The 18,076-nt window shown below is 62.8% G+C and carries 17 protein-coding genes and 1 pseudogene; 7 read left to right on the top strand and 11 right to left on the bottom strand.

The features are described from left to right. The first annotated feature begins 7 nt into the window (after positions 1-7). The gene (pth, locus tag ACFRFQ_RS22985) at positions 8-580 is read left to right on the top strand and encodes an aminoacyl-tRNA hydrolase (RefSeq protein WP_378662710.1); all 573 of its coding nucleotides are present in this window, start codon (positions 8-10) and stop codon (positions 578-580) included. A 3-nt stretch (positions 581-583) separates the two neighbouring features. Here the strand turns inward: pth and ACFRFQ_RS22980 are convergent, their stop codons facing one another. Beyond that, entirely contained in the window at positions 584-2,218 is a 1,635-nt protein-coding gene (locus tag ACFRFQ_RS22980; protein ID WP_378662707.1) for a fatty acyl-AMP ligase, read from the bottom strand. 192 nt (positions 2,219-2,410) lie between these two features. Here ACFRFQ_RS22980 and ACFRFQ_RS22975 point away from each other — a divergent pair, with 192 nt between their 5' ends. The 3 genes from ACFRFQ_RS22975 to ACFRFQ_RS22965 all read left to right on the top strand — a co-directional run bounded on the left by ACFRFQ_RS22975 (position 2,411) and on the right by ACFRFQ_RS22965 (position 5,531). Beyond that, on the top strand, positions 2,411-4,105 hold the full coding sequence (locus tag ACFRFQ_RS22975; RefSeq protein WP_378662704.1) for a peptide chain release factor 3: 1,695 nt from the start codon (positions 2,411-2,413) through the stop codon (positions 4,103-4,105). Continuing rightward, complete coding sequence (gene pnuC / locus ACFRFQ_RS22970) at positions 4,105-4,755, top strand: nicotinamide riboside transporter PnuC (RefSeq protein ID WP_378662702.1); 651 nt, start codon at positions 4,105-4,107, stop codon at positions 4,753-4,755. The genes ACFRFQ_RS22975 and pnuC overlap by 1 nt, the downstream gene beginning before the upstream one ends. Positions 4,756-5,210: 455 nt before the next feature. Next, a complete protein-coding gene (locus ACFRFQ_RS22965) occupies positions 5,211-5,531 on the top strand; it encodes a hypothetical protein (protein ID WP_378662699.1) in 321 nt (106 codons plus the stop codon). A 9-nt stretch (positions 5,532-5,540) separates the two neighbouring features. Here the strand turns inward: ACFRFQ_RS22965 and ACFRFQ_RS22960 are convergent, their stop codons facing one another. The 9 genes and pseudogenes from ACFRFQ_RS22960 to ACFRFQ_RS22920 all read right to left on the bottom strand — a co-directional run bounded on the left by ACFRFQ_RS22960 (position 5,541) and on the right by ACFRFQ_RS22920 (position 12,910). Then, positions 5,541-6,200 (bottom strand): pyridoxal 5'-phosphate synthase, encoded by a 660-nt coding sequence (locus ACFRFQ_RS22960; protein ID WP_378662696.1) that lies wholly within the window; start codon positions 6,198-6,200, stop codon positions 5,541-5,543. After that, the gene (locus ACFRFQ_RS22955) at positions 6,197-6,700 is read right to left on the bottom strand and encodes a nuclear transport factor 2 family protein (RefSeq protein ID WP_138873650.1); all 504 of its coding nucleotides are present in this window, start codon (positions 6,698-6,700) and stop codon (positions 6,197-6,199) included. The genes ACFRFQ_RS22960 and ACFRFQ_RS22955 overlap by 4 nt, the downstream gene beginning before the upstream one ends. Before the next feature lie 95 nt (positions 6,701-6,795). Next, entirely contained in the window at positions 6,796-7,194 is a 399-nt protein-coding gene (locus ACFRFQ_RS22950) for a hypothetical protein (RefSeq protein ID WP_378662692.1), read from the bottom strand. A gap of 248 nt (positions 7,195-7,442) precedes the next feature. After that, a pseudogene (locus tag ACFRFQ_RS22945) lies at positions 7,443-7,968 on the bottom strand (ATP-binding cassette domain-containing protein); the annotation flags it as partial. 41 nt (positions 7,969-8,009) lie between these two features. Then, positions 8,010-9,038, bottom strand: a complete 1,029-nt coding sequence (locus tag ACFRFQ_RS22940; RefSeq protein ID WP_378662689.1) for an ABC transporter substrate-binding protein — start codon at positions 9,036-9,038, stop codon at positions 8,010-8,012. Then, positions 9,035-9,871 (bottom strand): ABC transporter ATP-binding protein, encoded by an 837-nt coding sequence (locus ACFRFQ_RS22935; protein WP_378662686.1) that lies wholly within the window; start codon positions 9,869-9,871, stop codon positions 9,035-9,037. Before ACFRFQ_RS22935 ends, ACFRFQ_RS22940 begins: the two co-directional genes overlap by 4 nt. Positions 9,872-9,891: 20 nt before the next feature. After that, on the bottom strand, positions 9,892-10,941 hold the full coding sequence (gene fepG / locus ACFRFQ_RS22930) for an iron-enterobactin ABC transporter permease (protein ID WP_378662684.1): 1,050 nt from the start codon (positions 10,939-10,941) through the stop codon (positions 9,892-9,894). After that, positions 10,938-12,026 (bottom strand): Fe(3+)-siderophore ABC transporter permease, encoded by a 1,089-nt coding sequence (locus ACFRFQ_RS22925; RefSeq protein WP_378662681.1) that lies wholly within the window; start codon positions 12,024-12,026, stop codon positions 10,938-10,940. Before ACFRFQ_RS22925 ends, fepG begins: the two co-directional genes overlap by 4 nt. Then, entirely contained in the window at positions 12,023-12,910 is an 888-nt protein-coding gene (locus tag ACFRFQ_RS22920) for a siderophore-interacting protein (RefSeq protein ID WP_378662678.1), read from the bottom strand. The genes ACFRFQ_RS22925 and ACFRFQ_RS22920 overlap by 4 nt, the downstream gene beginning before the upstream one ends. 226 nt (positions 12,911-13,136) lie before the next feature. Between ACFRFQ_RS22920 and ACFRFQ_RS22915 the strand changes: the two genes are divergently transcribed. From ACFRFQ_RS22915 to ACFRFQ_RS22905, 3 genes are all read left to right on the top strand, one after another. Then, positions 13,137-14,798 (top strand): ABC transporter ATP-binding protein, encoded by a 1,662-nt coding sequence (locus tag ACFRFQ_RS22915; protein ID WP_378662675.1) that lies wholly within the window; start codon positions 13,137-13,139, stop codon positions 14,796-14,798. Next, positions 14,795-16,552: an ABC transporter ATP-binding protein gene (locus tag ACFRFQ_RS22910; protein WP_378662673.1), complete on the top strand. Its 1,758-nt coding sequence runs from the start codon at positions 14,795-14,797 to the stop codon at positions 16,550-16,552. Before ACFRFQ_RS22915 ends, ACFRFQ_RS22910 begins: the two co-directional genes overlap by 4 nt. Positions 16,553-16,620: 68 nt before the next feature. After that, positions 16,621-17,088 (top strand): SRPBCC family protein, encoded by a 468-nt coding sequence (locus ACFRFQ_RS22905; protein ID WP_378662670.1) that lies wholly within the window; start codon positions 16,621-16,623, stop codon positions 17,086-17,088. An 18-nt stretch (positions 17,089-17,106) separates the two neighbouring features. On the opposite strand, the gene ACFRFQ_RS22900 is transcribed toward ACFRFQ_RS22905, so the two are convergent. Further along, positions 17,107-17,931, bottom strand: a complete 825-nt coding sequence (locus ACFRFQ_RS22900; protein ID WP_378662667.1) for an AraC family transcriptional regulator — start codon at positions 17,929-17,931, stop codon at positions 17,107-17,109. Positions 17,932-18,076 lie beyond the last annotated feature (145 nt).

Genomic DNA, 18,076 nt, shown 5'->3' with positions numbered 1-18,076 from the left:
AATTCCGATGAGCACAGATACAGCCCTGGTGATCGGACTCGGTAACCCCGGCCCGCAGTACGAGAAGACCCGCCACAACATCGGGTTCATGGTGGCCGGCACCCTTGCGGGCCGGATGGGTGGAAAGTTCAACGCGCACAAGAAGAGTGGGGCCGAGATCGTCGAAGGCCGCTTGGCGGGCCGACGCGTCATCCTCGGCAAGCCGCGCTCGTACATGAATCTCTCCGGTGCCGCCGTGGCGGGCCTAGCCCGGTTCTTCTCGGTTGATCCGTCGAACATCATCGTCGTTCACGACGAACTGGACCTCGATTTCGGAACCATCCGCCTGAAGCTGGGCGGCGGCGAGGGTGGCCACAACGGTTTGCGCTCCATCTCGAGTTCACTGTCCACCAAGGACTACCTGCGCACCCGCGTCGGTATCGGTCGTCCGCCTGGCCGGATGGACCCGGCTGATTACGTGCTCAAACCGTTCTCCGCGGCCGAGCGCAAAGAACTCGATCTGGTCTGCGAAGAGGCCGCGGACGCGGTGGAGCTACTCCTCGAGCTGGGTCTGGAAGCAGCGCAGAACCGCCTGCACTGACGGTTACTTGCCGATCAGTGCCGCCGAGTTGGACCGTCGTAGTTTTCCCGACGACGTCTTCGGGATAGTGCCAGGCCCCAAAACAGCGACGGCGCGTGGCCGCAGACCTACTTCGGTGAACACGGCGCGGATAACGTCGTGCTCGATGCGGGAAACTTCCTCAGGATCTTCGAATGCGTTGGTCTCGACGGCAACGGCAAAACTCTCACGCTTCTGACCGGCGTCGAGTCGCACCGCCACCGCATTTCCGGGGCGCACCCCGACCACAGTCGCCGCAGCACGCTCGATGTCGGTCGGATACACGTTGCGGCCGCCCATGATGATGACGTCCTTGATCCGCCCGCAGACCACGACGAGGCCCTCTTCGGTGAGGTAGCCGACGTCGCCGGTGTTGAACCAGCCGTCGACACCAGGCGCGGATCGGTGACCTTCGGTGGTGATGTAGGCGTGTGTGACGGCCTTGCCTCGGACCTCGATGATTCCGACGCCCCGAGCCGGCAGCACCTGCCCATCGCCGTCGACGACGCGGCCCTCCAAGTCCGGAACAAGTCGCCCCAGAGTCGCGAGCGCCCGCGCGTTGGGACGGTTCGAGGGAACTGCCCGCGACATCGCATCCAGGAAATCGGGATCCACGTAGTCGACGATCGCACCTTGACCCGGATCTGGGATGGAAACGGCCAGAGTGGTCTCGGCCATTCCGTACGCAGGTGCGAGCGCCGTCGGATTCAATCCGAACCGTGCACCGGCCCGGGCGAGGGCGTCCAAGGTGTCGGGGTCGACCGGTTCGGCGCCGTTCCACATGTACCGGACAGTGGCGAGGTCCACTGCGCCGTCCTCCGCCTGGGCTAGGCGTCGGGCAAGTAGCGAGTACGCGAAATTCGGTGCGGCTGTGACCGTTCCACCGTACTTTCCCATCAGCTCCGCCCACAGGATCGGACTGCGGAGAAAGTCCATCGGCGTGATGCTGACCACCTCGGCCCCCAATTGCATGGGAACACTGAGGAATCCGACCATGCCCATGTCATGGAAGAGCGGGAGCCAACTCACCATGACGTCCTCGTCGATCGAGAACTTGATGCGGTTGACCATCGCGTACGCGTTGACGTAGAAGTTCTCGTGCGTGATCTGCACAGCTTTCGGCGAACCGGTGGATCCCGACGTCAACTGCTGCAGAGCGATATCCGATTCCGCGGTGTCGACCGGATCGATCGCCTGCCCGGCCCGCAGTTCGTCGATCGTCACCACCGTGATGCCGCTCGCTTCGAGAAGTGGTTGTGCCGCATCGAACGGGCTTCCGACAATGACGGCCCGCGCGGCGATCATGTCGATCACCTTCTGAGTATCCTGCGCCCACACCGCCAGATCGGTTCGCGGTGTCGGCTGATGCAACATCGTCACGGAAGCGCCGCGCATCCAACTCGCCTGACAGGCCGGCGCGATGTCGACCGGTTGACCGGCCAGGATTCCGACGGCGCTTCCGTGCTCGATCCCGGAGTCGGCCAACGCACCCGCCATCGCTCGCGCGTGCCGATGAATGTCGCCCCAGGTCTGCCGCAGCGGGTGATCCGGTTCGCCCGTCACCATGCCGTGATCGCCGATAGCGGCACTCTTGTACATCTCGTCGGTGAATTTGCTCAACGCAGCTCCTCAGAACGCTTGAATACAGTCGCCGAAACCGCCATGTGATCCCGCGCACACCTATCTGGATAATCCGACAAAGTTCGCCGAGTGTTACCGCCAATTCGTGGGCGAGTATCCTTTTTCTGTTGTGCGTCCGCACCCGTGCTTTTTCGCGCTACGCCCACTGCTCCCACTGCGAGAGGCTCTTCGTTGACTACCCCGTCCGACTCGACTGTCCCCACCGACTCGACTGTCCAGTCCGACACCGGTGCCACATCCGCTCCGGTCAGCGCGAAGGGCCTTGCCGCCGAAGCTGCACGTCGTCGCACCTTTGCCGTCATCTCGCACCCCGACGCCGGTAAGTCGACGCTCACCGAAGCGCTGGCTCTGCACGCAAAGAAGATCTCCGAAGCCGGCGCAGTCCACGGCAAGGCGGGACGCAAGTCCACGGTCTCGGACTGGATGGAAATGGAGAAGGCCCGCGGCATCTCTGTCAGTTCCACCGCGCTGCAGTTCAACTACCACTCGTCCGAGACACCCGACGATCAGATCAACGTCATCAATCTCGTCGACACCCCCGGTCACTCCGACTTCTCCGAGGACACGTATCGCGTCCTGACTGCCGTCGACGCGGCCGTCATGCTCATCGACGCCGCCAAGGGCCTCGAACCGCAGACGCTCAAGCTCTTCCAGGTGTGTCGCCACCGCGGCATCCCGGTCATCACGGTCATCAACAAGTGGGACCGTCCGGGCCAGACCCCACTCGAATTGCTGGACGAGATCAGTGAGCGCATCGGCCTCACACCAACTCCCCTGTACTGGCCTGTCGGTATCGCCGGCGACTTCCGCGGCCTGCTGCGACGCGGCGAGGACGGCGAGGCTCGCGAGTACGTCCGGTTCACCCGCACCGCCGGCGGCGCGAAGATCGCACCCGAAGAGGTCATGGACGCCGACGCCGCGCTTGCCAAGGAAGGCTCCGAGTGGGAGACCGCGGCCGAGGAGAGTGAGCTGCTCTCGGCTACCGGCCAGGACCACGATCAGGAAATGTTCCTTGCCGGGCAGACGTCCCCGGTGATCTTCGCGTCCGCGATGCTCAACTTCGGTGTCCGTCAGATCCTCGACACCCTCGTCGAGTTGGCGCCGCCGCCGCGCGCCCGCGACGACATCAACGGCAAGCCGCGCGAGGTCACCGATCCGTTCAGCGCGGTCGTCTTCAAGGTGCAGGCCGGTATGGACACCGCACACCGTGACCGTCTGGCATTCATGCGCATCGTCTCCGGCGTGTTCGAACGCGGCATGGTCGTCACCCACGCGCAGACCGGCAAGCCCTTCACGACCAAGTACGCGCAGACTGTGTTCGGCCGTGAGCGTTCCACTGTCGAATCCGCGTTCCCCGGCGACGTCGTCGGCCTCGTCAACGCCACCGCGCTCGCACCCGGCCACACCCTGTACACCGAGAAGAAGACCGAATTCCCGCCGATCCCGTCCTTCGCGCCGGAACACTTCTCGATCCTGCGCGCCGAGAGCGCCGGAAAGTACAAGCAGTTCCGCCGTGCCGTCGACCAGCTCGATTCCGAAGGCGTCGTGCAGATTCTCCGCAACGACATTCGCGGCGACGCCTCCCCCGTCATGGCGGCCGTCGGCCCGATGCAGTTCGAGGTCGTCGCAGCTCGAATGAAGGCGGAGTTCAACGTCGAAGCAAAGATGGAGCCACTCGGCTACGCACTGGCCCGACGTACCGACGCCGCATCCGAAGTCGAGCTCAACCGTCAACGCGGCGTCGAGGTCTTCACCCGCTCGGACGGTGTCCTGCTCGCTCTGGTCAGTGACAAGTGGCGCCTGCAGTACATCCAGAAGGAACTCCCTGATCTGACGCTCGAACCACTCGTCGCTGCTGCGGACTGATGAGCCTGATCGAGGCGCTGTTCGACGCCGAACTACACATCGGCAGCGCCACGATCTTGTGGCGGGAGATCATCGGGAACACCTTCGGCATCGGCTCGGCAATAGCCGGAGCCCGGCGATCAGTGTGGGCCTGGCCTGTCGGTATCGCCGGAAATGCCTTGTTGTTCACCGTGTTCATGGGTGCGCTGTTCCACACGCCGCAAGAGCTCAACCTGTACGGCCAGGCCGGCCGTCAATTGCTGTTCATCACCGTCAGTATCTACGGGTGGATGCAGTGGCGGCGCGGTGCACGCAGTTCCGGTGACGCAGTATTGCCGCATTGGGCGAGCACCCGGGAACGTCTGGCGATGATCGCCGTCATGGCAAGTGGCACAGCGATTTTCGCGTGGGTATTCACAGTCCTCGGCTCGTACGGCGCGTGGGCAGAAGCCTGGATCTTCACCGGTTCGATCCTTGCCACGTACGGCATGGCCCGCGGCTGGACCGAGTTCTGGCTCATCTGGATCGGCGTCGACGCAGTGGGTGTTCCGCTGCTCTTCCGCGCCGGCTACTACCCGTCGGCGATCCTCTATCTCGTCTACGCCTTCTTTGTCGTGTGGGGATTCCTCGCGTGGCTGAAGATTCAACGGCGCACTGCCGTCCACGTGTAGCGATCATCGCGAAGCCGTGTGAGGAAAAACCGACTCCTGGTATGTTTGCCGAAACTGTGCAAACCTATGGTCTGTTTACGGGCATGGTCTGTTTACGGGCTCGGTCTGTTTACGGACCCGGTTTGTTTACGGGTATTGGGAGCACACAGCATCAGGAGCGCACGATGGAAGACAAGACTTCGCATGGAGCAAGCAGTCCCACCGGGTCGAGCAACGGGTCGACAAACGGGGCCGCCAACGGTTCCGCACATGGATCTAACGGTGGACTCACCAACGGCTCCGGCAGTTCGACTGCCACAGCCAACTTTGCGTCAAGCAAGCCGACCGACGCCTTCAGCTTCGCACTTCCGACTCACAGCACCGAACGCCCCAACCACAGCCCTGCAGTCCCTACTCACAGCCCTGCAGTCCCTACTCACAGCACCGCAGCACACAGCAGCGGAGAGGACCAGTCCATGCCTGCCGCAACACCGACGCCCTCACGTGAATCGTCGCGCAACCTCGAAACTCGCAGCCGCACCGTTGTCCGACGCGACGCCATGGGTGTAGCCGCGGTTCGTGTCGCCGGACGACTCACCCACACCGAACTTCTTGCCAACCAGGCGTCCCCGTCCAGCGCGCATTCGTCGGATCCGACGGTTGATCTGGACGAACTATTAACCATGCTCGGCAGCTACCTGCTCTCGTCGGGGTTCGAGCATCCCGAGATTCACGCAAAACTCGGCGGGCAGTCCATCGTCGTCAACCTCGTGTCTCCGGAGATCAGCGCGACGTAGCTCGAGCTGTCACGGCCACAGGACCTCGCGGAGGTAGCCGCCGTCACCGGTGCGGCGATACTGCCAGCGCTGGTGCCGACGGCCCTGGTCCGCTTGCCAGAACTCGACTGTGTCGGGAACCAGGCACCACGCACGCCAGTTCTCGGCTACGAAGCCGGGATCTTTCTCGATGTGCGCCGCCGCTGCCTCGACAAGTCGGTTGTACTCTTCCGGGTCGGTCAGGACCTGACTTGTCCGGCTCGCTGCTGCCACGGCTCTGGCGGTGACGGAGCGCTCGACGAAGTCACTGTCCCTGACCGGCCCGGTTTCCGTTTTCACTGCTCCCCTGACTCGGATCTGACGCCCCTGCTCGCGCCAGTAGAACGCCAACGCCGCCTGCGGATTCGCCTGCAGCTCAATCCCCTTCATGGAATCCGAGCTACCGGAGAACCAAAACCCGGCGTCCGTCACATCTTTGAGGATCAAATACCGGGTATCGGGAACACCACTCTCGTCGACGGTGGCGAGCGCGCATACGTGCGGTTCACGAACACCGGCGGCGACGGCTTCGCGCAGCCAGCTGACGAACAGGTCGTTCGGACGGTCGGGAAATGTCGACGGGGCCTGCGGCGGTGTCCCGGTCAGAGCGGGTAATCCCCGAATCCAGGACCGGATATTTTCGCCCGTCACCCGGCGGACACAGCCGGAATCGAGTTCCCGTAGGAGTTCGGTTGCAACATGGCCCACTTGTTCGACGTCAGCCGAAAGCTCGGCATGTCCGACAGCGACATCACCGACTCCCAGGTCCGCTCGTAGCTGGTATGCGAGATTCTCCACTTACCGTCACTGCACAGGGCGTACCTGTCGTGATAGAAAGCAGAACCGCGCATCAGCATGCCGTCCTCCGGCACCACGACGGTATCGGCGAGGCACCACACCCCGGTGGCAGTGTCACCGTCGACGTCGATCTCCGGTTGCCCACACTGGTGCTCGGTGATGACGTGGGCGCCGAGAGTGTTCTCGAGGAAGGACACAAAAGAATCACGGGAGTCGAAACTGAGTTGCTCGCCGTAGATTGCGGTGGCGTCAACGGTCAGCGTGTCTGCGAATTCGACCCAGGATTTAGTATCCAACGAACGCGCATATCGGTACTTGAGCCGTTGAATGTGCACAATCGCTTCGAGATCCATGATCCTCGCCTCTCGTGGAGCAACCACCCGAATCAATCTGAACCATAACCCGCAACGGAATGAATCGGGCATTACCTTCTAAGTTAGTAGATAACTCACCGGACCACACGCCTTTCGAGGCCGTCGAGCATGATCGTGATCTTGTCGTCGAGCCAACCCCGCCCGTGCCACGTCGATTCGTCGCCGAGCCCCTCCGTCAGAGCATCGGATGCAGTCCAACTGTCCTGGTACGCCTGCCGCGCGGAACGTGAATCGGCAGTGCTGACCGTGCTGTCGAACGCCGCCATCATCGCGAACTGCGTCATCGTGACCTCGGACACGAAATCGACAGCAAGCAATGCATCGCGCGCGGGAATTCCTTGTGCCATCAGTGCCCCGTCCAGTTTCTCGACAACTTCCACTATCGCGGGCGGAGTTCCCGGAACGGTGAGTCCTACACTGAGCCAGCCCGGGGTGACGCTCGAAGGAGGGCCACAACACGTTGCAGAGCTCACGGAGAAACTCCCGCCAGGGTTTATCGGTGTCCGGCCACACCATCAGGCGCACAACATGATCCGCGCAGGCGCGTAGCGAGCTTCACGGTCCGCAAATATCGGTACAGCGCAGAGTGACTGACACCCAAGCGTTTTGCCACACCGGGCATCGTCAGGGTGCTCGGATCTCCGGCCAGGGCAGCCTCGACGATGTCCTCCGTCGACAGAGTCGAAGGCCGCCCCGTCTACTTTCCAGTCCGTGTAACCTCTCAGCCTGCCACCAACCTCCATCCCGCCGCGCGGTGACGTTGATCCCAGAAATCCGCATACTTGCCGCCGGCCGCGAGCAACACGTCGTGAGTACCCACTTCGACGATTGATCCATCGTCCCCGAGTACAACGATCTGATCAGCCGCCACCACCGCCGACAGTTTGTGCGCGATCACAAGCAAGGTGGCGTCGTCGAGCAACACGATCCGCGCTCGTTCGAGCAACGCCCGCGGGATGGACACACGCTGACGCGCACCGCCGGACAGTGCTGTTCCCCCCGCCGACGCGGGTGTCCCAACTACCGGGGAGTCGCAGGGCGATTTCAGCGACACCGGCGATGCGAGCCACCTCGAACACCTCGAATATTGGCCATCCACGTGTCGTCGAAGAGATACACGTCCTGGAGCACGAGCGAGAGTTGCGCCATGAGGTGGCAGTCGTGGGGCTACATACGTCCACGCCGCGGACACGCACTTCCCCTGAATCCTCGTCGTAGAAGCGAGCTGCCAAACGGGTGATCGTGGTGGGGGTCCCCTGCGTGCGAACGGGCGTGAGTCGAGCCGGGGTCAGAAGCGCCCGGCAGCATCCGCCAGAACGTCGAGGAAGATCGCCGATGTGAGCGCAAATCCCTGGTTGTACCGCGCGTCCGTCGTGATCACATTGCCCGCTTGCACAGCCGGCAAGCGCTGCCAGGTCGGCTGCGCCTTGATGACGTCCAGCGCTTCCTGGTTTCTGGCCTGCGCGATGATCAGGTCGGCCGGCGCCAATACGTCGAGCTGCTCGAACGACACCTCGAATGAGTTCTCGGCATTGTCGTCGTCGCGGAACAGAACATCGAGCCCGGCGTCCAGCGCCACGCTGATTCGCAAATTGCGCTGGTGCACAACAAAACCCGCCGGCGTCTGGACGCCGAAGATCAGCTTCTTCCCACCGAGCTTGTCCTGCAACAACGGGCGCAACTCGGCGAGCTTGCGCTCGTACTCGGCGATGGATGCCTCGGCGACGGCAACACGATCGAGTTGGCGTGCCTGCGCCAGCAACGCGCCCCGCCAATCAACCGGGTGTCCCGCGATCGGCTCGATATCGTCTCCGACTACCAGCAACGGCGCGATGGACGCCAACCGCTCGTTGCCGTACCAGTCGCTCGTGTATCCGATCAACGTCATCACGATCAGATCGGGATCGAGGCCGAGCACTGCCTCGAAGTTGGTCGAGAAATCACCGGCAACGTTGACGAAGCTCGCGTCCTCGATAACCCGTCCCGGAAATTGAAAGCCGGCCTTTTCGTTGGGGAACCAGAAATTGCCCGACCCCACGATCGGGTAGTCCATCATCATCGCGAACTCGAGATCCACCCGCCCGTCGAGAACCACCACACACTTGGGGTTCCGCGGAACGTCCCCGCTGAACTCCGCCCACGTGTACGCCGCAGTGTCGCCGGCCGAATCGGATTCCGCATCGGAGGTTCCGCAGGCGCTCAATGCCAACACCGCTGCCATACCCGCTGCGCCACCGAAGAATTGACGTCGCGAAATACGATCGACAATCTGCGCCCACTCGAAATCGGTGACCTGCGTATCCAGGACGAGTGTCATACCTGTGCTCCTTCGATGCGTTGTTGCCGCTCCCGTCCCAGCGGGATGACCAGCGGCGTATGGGAAACAGGGTCGTCGATGATGCGGCATGCCATGCCGAACACCTCCTGCACCAGTTCTTCCGTGATGATCTCGGCCGGTGGGCCTTCTGCCACGACCGCGCCGTTCTTCATGGCGATGATGTGAGTTCCGTAGCGGCACGCGTGATTCAGATCGTGCAGCACCGCCACCAAGGTGTGCCCGTCGTTCTCGTTGAGATCGCGGCACAGTTCCAACAATTCGATCTGATGCGCGATATCGAGGAAGGTAGTCGGCTCGTCGAGCAGCACCAGCGGCGTCTGCTGCGCAAGAACCATGGCCACCCACACTCGTTGACGCTGCCCACCTGACAATTCGTCGACGAGACGGGCAGACAAGTCCGTGACCTTCGTGGCCTCCATCGCAGTGATGACCGCGGCCTCATCCTCACGCGACCACTGCCGAATCAACTTCTGATGCGGATATCTGCCTCGCGCAACAAGATCGGCAACCTTGATGCCGTCGGGCGCGATCGACGTCTGCGGCAGCAACCCGAGTCTGCGAGCAACTTCCTTGGCCGGATACGACGTGATCGCCTTACCGTCCAGCAAGACCGTGCCGGTGCTCGGTTTGAGCAAGCGAGACAACGCCCGCAGGAGCGTCGATTTGCCGCAGGCATTCGGCCCGACGATGACGGTGAAGCCGCCGTCAGGGATGTCGACGTTGAGGTTCTGCGAGATGATGCGCTTGTCGTACCCGATCGTGACGTCCTCGGCGCGCAGCCGACTTGTCTTCTGCCCGCTGGTTTCGTTCACGCTCTTCCTCGTTCTTTCGGTCACTGCTTGCGGGCCTCACGTGCGAGGAGCCAGACGAAATAGACGCCGCCGATGGACACGGTCACTACTCCGACGGGCAACTGCGTCGGGGCAAATGCTCGCTGCGCGACCCAGTCACTGATCATCAACAGAGCCCCACCCATTGCGGCCGAAGGCAAGAGCGTCACACCCGCACTACCGGTCAGTCGCCGTACCAATTGTGGTGCGGCGAGCGAGACGAACCCGATAGGACCGGCCGCCGCCGTCACCATCGCCGTCAGCGCGACACCGAGAACCACCAACGACAACCTCGTGGGTTCGGCTCGAACCCCGAGCGCCTTGGCCGCGTCGTCGCCCATCTCGAGCATTTGCATCCGCCTGCCCAACACCAGGATCAGCGGAACCAGGACAACCAGGACTGCAACAACCGGCCACACCTGGGTCCAGCCCAGACCGTTCAACGAACCGGCTCCCCACACTGCGGCCGCCATCGCGTCGTCGAGTTTGGCCTTGAGGATCAGCCAGGTGTTGACCGATCCCAGCATCGCGCTGATCGCGATGCCCACGATGATCAGACGGAAACCCTGTACACCGCGTTTGTACGCGAGCAGGTATACGACAGCCGCAGTGGCGATTCCGCCGACCAGCGCGCCCACCGCGATCTCGTAGTACGTTCCACCTACCAGCAGAATGACCACAAGCGCGCCGGTGTACGCGCCGGAATTGAAGCCGATGATGTCGGGGCTGCCCAACGGATTTCGGGTGAGCGATTGGAATATCGCACCACTCATACCCAATGCGGCACCGAGCATCAACGCCAACAACACCCGCGGCAGACGCCATTCCACGACAACCATGTGGATTCGCGCCGGAGCCTCACCGAACAAGGCTCCCAAGACATCAGCGATCGGCACCTGGTAATCGCCGCTCCCCAGGGCGATGACGCCGACACCCAACCCGATGACAACAAGTACAACGCACACGGTGACCGTGCGAACGTCGATCCGCGCCGACCAGCCCTCCTTGGGTGAGCGCACCACCGTGGTGGGGCGCCCGAAGTCGATACTCACAGGCCGCTCACCTTGCTTCGACGCACCAGCAGAATCAGTACCGGAGCACCGATGAAGGCCGTGACGATCCCCACTTGAAGCTCACCGGGGCGCAGCACGATTCGCCCGACCACATCGGAGGCGAGGAGCAGAATCGGTGCGCACACCATCGTGTACGGAAGTATCCAGCGCTGATCCGGTCCGACGAACCAGCGGGCAACGTGTGGAACCATCAGTCCGACAAACCCGATCGGACCGGCAGCAGCAGTAGCCGCACCGCACAACAGGGTCACGGCAACAACCCCGATGACGCGCGTGCGGGTAATGTTGGCGCCGAGTGAGCGCGCCAGATCGTCACCGAGAGCAACAGCGTTGAGTTGTCGCGCCAGAGCCAGAGCCAGGACGAGCCCGATCAGAATGAACGGTGTCACAGCCAGCACGATGTCCAGGGAGCGACCGCTGAGAGAACCGGCGTTCCACTGACGCATCTGGTCGAATGCCGTCGGATTGAGCAAGGTGATTCCGGACGAGATGCCGCCCAACACCGATCCGATTGCCACGCCGGCGAGTGTGAGCCGGATCGGTGTGGCACCACCTCGTCCGATCGATCCCAGCGCGTACACGATGACGGTCGCGATCACCGCGCCGATGAACGCAAACCAGATATACGACCAGATACTGGTCAACCCGAACACCGCGACGGCAACCACCATCGCAAATCCCGCACCGGCATTGACACCGAGAATTCCCGGGTCCGCCAACGGGTTTCGGGTCATTGCCTGGATCAGTGCGCCGGCCACACCCAACGCCATACCGACGAGCAGGCCAAGCAGAGTGCGGGGCAGTCGCAGATCACGGATGATCACGTGATCGTTGGAATCGTCGTAGTTGACCAACGCGTCGACGACGGTGCCGAACGGAATGGTCTTCGATCCGACCGCGATACTCACCAGCACAACGCATCCGAGAACTGCCAGGCAGATAACAAGTCCGAGGGTTCGGCGAGAATTCGTTTCGACGAGCCCGGCGGGTTGTTTCTGTTTCTCGGCCAGTGATTCGTCGATCAGTTCCGCAGTCTTCTCACTTTCGTCGACTGCAGTAGTCACAAGCCCGCGCTCTCGAGGGTCTTCTCGACTTCGTCACGAATGTCCTCTTCGTCTCGATCGGACTGCCACGCCGCATCCAACTGCGCGCGAATGGTTTCGTCGAGCGCTTCGTACTTCGCATTCCATATTTCCGCTTTGTACGTCCAGTAGCCGATAACCTTGTACTGCTGCGCCGGCAACTTCAGCTCGTGCCGGAGGTACTTGCGGATATCGCGCAGCATCGTGCTCTCCCCGGCTACCCAGACGTATCCAGGTTCGGTGGGCAGTTTCAGTGCGCGCACTGCATCCGGAAGTTTCGACGGCGCAATGCCGTTGCCACTGCCCACCAACCAGATGAACTCGACATTCGCGGCCGATTCGATGTGCTGGCGGTGCGACTCGTCCACCACCTCGACTATCGCTTTGGCCGACATACCGGGAGGCAACTGTTCGATCAGGCGGCCCAGAGCCGGGAGTCCGGTCGCGTCGGCGACCAACACCTGCCAGCACGCGTCGGCCGAGGGCTCGTACAGACCACGGGACTCGCCGATCGCCAACGCGTCACCGATCGCGGCTCCCTGTGCCCAATCACTGGCAATTCCGCCGTCGTGAACCACGAAATCGACAGTCATACGGCTGGTTTCGGAATCGAACCGTCGCACCGTGTACGGCTGGCACGGCGAAGCCTCCTGCCCTTCCGGGTAACGCCAACCACGTGGTGCGTCCGGATCTTCCTCCGGCAGAACAAATTTACCGGTTGCCGGGACCGGGAAATGGGGGCGAAGATACTCGTCACCGATACCGGTTGTTCGAAACGTGGTCAAACCCTCCCCGCCGAACACGATCCGAACCATTCCCGGGGTTACGTACTCCTTGAAGAGCACCTCGCCGAACACAAGACTCACGACAATCTCCAACATCGGTGAAACACGAAACGCACAACAATCAAGCACAAAGGTAAGGCAGACCTTAATTTATTGCAGAGCCGCCGCCGCGTCGACGAATTCTCCGCCACAACGGGGTCAACTAGTATCGCAATTCGGCCACGGTGTCGTATATGGCCTGTTCACGACAAGTTTTGGCATCGGCGTGACTTCATAACAGGTGCGCTCGATCCCTAGCGTGGACCCAGTGTCATCAACGCCGCTTCATCCGAGTAACGATACCGACGGTCCGCCGCTGCCTCAGGCGATAACGCCACGTCAGGTGATCACGCGCGCCATCTCAGCCGAGGGGCGCGGGGCAAAGCTGGCTGCCGCGTCGGTGGGCTTCACCGGACACCAGGTAGCCGAAGCCCTGGTCCCGGTCGTGATCGGTGCGGTCATCGACCGTGCCGTGGCAACCAGCGACGCCGCAGCTCTCGGCAAGTGGATTCTTGTTCTCGGCATCCTGTTCACCGGCCTGCTGCTCAGCTGGAGAATTGCAGCCCGGATCGCCGACTCGGTCACCGAGTACGGCGCCCATCGGCTTCGGATGGACATCGCCAGACGCGGCCTCGATCCGCACGGCATGAATCCGCGTCGGATGCCCGGTGAGGTCTACTCGATCGCGACCTCCGACGCCGGTTCCGTCGCCGGATTCACCCACACTCTCAGCACCAAACTCGGCGCTGCCTGTGGAGTGCTGACCGCCGCAATCTCTCTACTGGTCATCTCGGTGCCACTCGGGCTTCTGGTCATCCTCAGCACTCCCCCGGTACTCGTACTGATGCAGGTCGTGAGCCGTCCCCTCGAACGCCGAGCCGAGACGGATCAGTGGCAGGGCGCGCGCGCCGGGGCACTCGCTGCCGACTTGCTGTCCGGCCTACGTATTCTTTCGGGTATCGGCGCCGGAGATGCTGCGGCGCAGCGCTATCGGGGCGCCAGCCGGACATCGCTCGATGCAACCCTGCGCGCTCAGCGTTACCAAGCGATGTACTCGGCGGCAAACGTCGCCATCGCGGGCGCCTACCTTGCCGTCATCGCGTACGTCGGCGGCAGAATGGCAGCATCCGGCAGCATTTCGGTCGGCGAATTCGTTGCGGTGGTGGGGTTGGCACAGTTCCTCCGCGGACCGCTCATCGACATCATCTATTTCGGTGCCGGACTGGCCCGAGCTCGCGCGTCCGCGAATCGTGTTGCGGCGCTAATCGGGACGAGCCGCGCCGTCTCCCCTGCGAGCGATCCTGTAGCACTGAGTCATTCGGAATCGCTGACACTGTGTGACGTTGTTCTGGCCGGTGCGGCGCCGGTCGACCTGGATGTCAAGCGCGGCGAGATCGTCGGCATCACCTGCGCCAACACGACCTGGGCCGATGCTTTCATGGATGTGCTGGCGCGCCGAATAGATCCCCCTTCGGGATCAATCCATCTCGGTGACAATGCCATCCACGATCTGGACATCGACGAACTCCGGGCGCATGTCCTCGCGGCCCCGCACGATGCCGCACTCTTCATCGGCACCGTCGGCGACAACATCGGTGCTCTGACTCCGGTCGGTCACCGAACCGACGCCGCCATCTGGGCTGCCGCCGCGGATCAGGTGATCGAGGCTCTCCCGAACGGACTTGCCACCGGCGTCACCGAGCAGGGCAACTCACTGTCCGGCGGTCAACGTCAGCGAGTTGCGCTCGCGCGGGCCTTGGCAAGCGACGTACCGATACTGGTGCTGCACGATCCGACCACCGCCGTCGACTCCGTCACGGAAGCGCGCATTGCCCGCGGGATATCCGAGGTTCGCAGTGCTCACGCGACAATTCTTCTCACCAGCAGCCCCGCGCTGCTCGATATCTGCGATCGGGTAATCGAACTGTGAACGACCTCCTCCCCACCGCAACCCCCAAACAGGCTCGCACCGAGGCACTTCGGCTGCTGCGGCCGCACCGACTCGGAGCAAGCGGCGCGGTGCTCACCTTGACCGCAGCCACGGCAATCGGCCTGCTCACCCCACTGATTCTGGGTGAGATGGTAGACACCGTCACTTCTGGTGGCACCGACATCGTCTCCCGGATCGGCACGTTGACCGGGGCCTTGGTTGCTGTCGCCGTCCTGTCCTCCCTATTGGTCGGTGTCAGCGAATACCTTCTGGCCGGGGTCGGGGAACGCGTCGTGGCAGACCTACGTGAAGAAGTAGTCGTCCGAGTACTCGACCTACCCCAGAGCGATGTCGAGCGCGCCGGACGGGGTGACCTCGTCTCCCGCATCACCGGCGACGTTCGCCTGGTAACGCAAGCCGTGTCGCAGGCCTTACCGGTGTTTGCCACCGCTGCCCTCACTATCGTCTTGACTCTGATCGGCCTGGGCGCGCTGGATTGGCGATTTGCGATTGCCGCCGTGATCGCCGCACCGATCCAGGTTCGTGCCCTGAAGTGGTACCTCACACAATCAGCACCCGTCTACCGGCAGGAACGTGAAGCGGAAGGTGCACGCGCACAACAGCTACTCGACTCACTGAGCAATTCCGACACCGTCGGATCTCTACGGTTGGCGAAGCCGCACCTGGAGCAGATCGAATCGCGCTCGCTGACAGCGGTTCGACTCAGCCTGAAGACGACACGGCTACGGACCAGGTTCTTCGGTCGTCTCAACATCGCCGAATTCATCGGACTCTCGGCAGTTCTGATCACCGGGTTCTGGCTCGTGAAGAACGGGCAGGTCACCATCGGAGCCGCCACCGCGGCGGCCCTGTTCTTCCACCGGTTGTTCGACCCTGTCGGAGCCGTTCTCAGTGTCTTCGACGAGCTGCAAGAGGGCACAATCGCTCTGGCTCGCCTGGTCGGCGTCACCCTCGCACCGGTGCCGCCGATTCCGGCCGATCCCCGCGAACCCGTCAACAGTTCAGCCTCGTTGGAGGATGTGACCTTCTCGTACCACCCGGGCGACGCCCCCGTGTTGCGCGATATCGACATCACGATTCCGGCCGGTACCGTCACCGCTCTCGTTGGAGCCACCGGCGCCGGAAAGTCCACGGTGGCAAAACTTCTCGCCGGTACCTACGAACCCACCGAGGGCACCGTGCGGATCGGCTCCGTCCCCCGCAATCAACTCTCGCGGAACACTGCTCGGAGCGCAGTTGCGTTGGTTACTCAGGAAGTTCACGTTTTTGCGGGCACGGTGGCCGACGATCTCCGCCTCGCCGCCCCTGCCGCAACCGACGCCGACATCGTCGCCGCCCTCGATACCGTCGGCGCCTCGGACTGGGTCGGAGCGTTGCCCGAGGGCATCGAGACAGTGGTCGGCGACGGTGGCCACCGCCTCACCGCGACCCAGGCTCAACAGCTTGCCCTGGCACGGATCGAACTCCTGGATCCGCCCCTGCTGATTCTGGACGAGGCAACGGCGGAAGCGGGCAGCGCCGGCGCCCGGGTACTCGACGACGCCGCTCTCGCACTGACCCGTGGGCGCACCTCGATCACCGTGGCCCACCGACTCTCACAGGCCGTCGACGCCGACCACATTCTTGTCATGGACGGCGGACTCGTCGTGGAACAGGGTTCCCACGACGAGTTGGTCAGCCTAGGCGGCCGGTACGCGCAACTCTGGGAGGCGTGGTCGACACCACGGCGTTGAGACTGCGGCGTTGAAAGACTGCGGCACCAGAATCCGTGGCTCGAATTGGACGGCTCTAGAATCGAACTATGGATAGGGTCGACCGCGCCAGTCGGGTGATCGAGGCACCACCGATGATCGTCTACGACGCCCTCGTCGACCGGGAATCCCTCGAGGCGTGGTTGCCACCGGACGGTATGCGCGGACAGATCGAACGGTGGGATCCGCGGCCAGGTGGCGGGTTTCGAATGGTCCTCACCTACCTCGATGCCACCGACGGCCCTGGCAAGACTTCAGCTGCAACAGATGTCGTCGATGTCGGATTCGCCGATCTGGTTCCGTCGGAGCGCGTGGTGCAGCGGGCGGTATTCGAGTCTGACGACCCGTTGTTCGCAGGAACCATGACGATGACCTGGCGCCTCGCTTCCGCGGGCGACGGGACCGAGGTGACCGTCACTGCCACCGATGTGCCACCCGGCATCGATCACGCACAACACGAGGCCGGGATCGCGTCCTCGCTGGCCAACCTGGCGTCGTACGTCGAACGGCACCGCTGACTCAGGTCGGCGACCAGATCAGGCTCGCAGAAGTTCCTGCGGTGCGTTCGGACCACGATTCGAATGTTTCATCATGCTGCCCGGAGTGCGGCCGGTGACCCTGCGGAAGACGGCGACAAAAGCGCTGGGAGTCTCGTAACCCACGCGTCGACTGACCACCGAAACCGGAACCCCCGCTGCCAGGTAGGTCAGGGCCGCTCGTACACGCACCTGAATTCTCCACTGGGCAAAGGTCATTCCTGTCCCCTGCGTGAAGACTCGGGTAAGCGTTCGGACACTCCCGCCCGCAGTCAGAGCCCATTCCGACAATGACCGCTGATCTGCCGGATTGGCCACCAACGCCTGGGCGACAAACAGTGCTCGTGGATCCGTCGGCATCGGAACCTCGACAGCGGCAACCTCGAGCGGTTGCAGCATGTCGAACGCCACTCGCTCTGCGCGACTGCGCGCCTCGTCCGGCATGTTGCGACGATGCATGTGCAACAAAACTTCCCGCAGTAGCGCACTCACTCCGAAGAGTCCGGGCACTGTGGCGGGCGCAGCGTGCGCCTCAGGGCGGAAGTACGTGCAGAAGAATTCGGTACCGGGACCAGCCTTGACCGAGTGCAGCACTCCGGCCGGCAGCCACAGCCCCGCCGACGGTGGAACCTCCCACGTAGTGCCATCGGCAACAACAGTGAGCATTCCGCCCGAGTTACCCCAGATCAGCTCATGTTCCGGGTGACGGTGCGCTGCCCACTGACGCTGATGCGACGACTTCAATGTCACGGTGGTCATCGAATACGGATCGTCGATGACCCGAGGCCCGACGGGCACCAACATTCTCTCCGCAACAGCTGTCATGCAAACGAGTATAGGACTTTCGTTAGGCATACCTAAATAGTAATTCGGAAGTTCTTGAATGTGACCCCATAGTTACACATACTTGGCGCAGCGCTATCGTGGCGGAACTCCCGACGTCGGGCACACACGAGAACTGGCTGAAAGA

It is taken from the genome of Rhodococcus sp. NPDC056743 (assembly GCF_042790355.1).
Taxonomy (GTDB): domain Bacteria; phylum Actinomycetota; class Actinomycetes; order Mycobacteriales; family Mycobacteriaceae; genus Rhodococcus_F.
The sequence above is the reverse complement of the archived record's forward strand: the minus strand, read 5'-3'. Positions and strand labels throughout refer to the sequence as shown.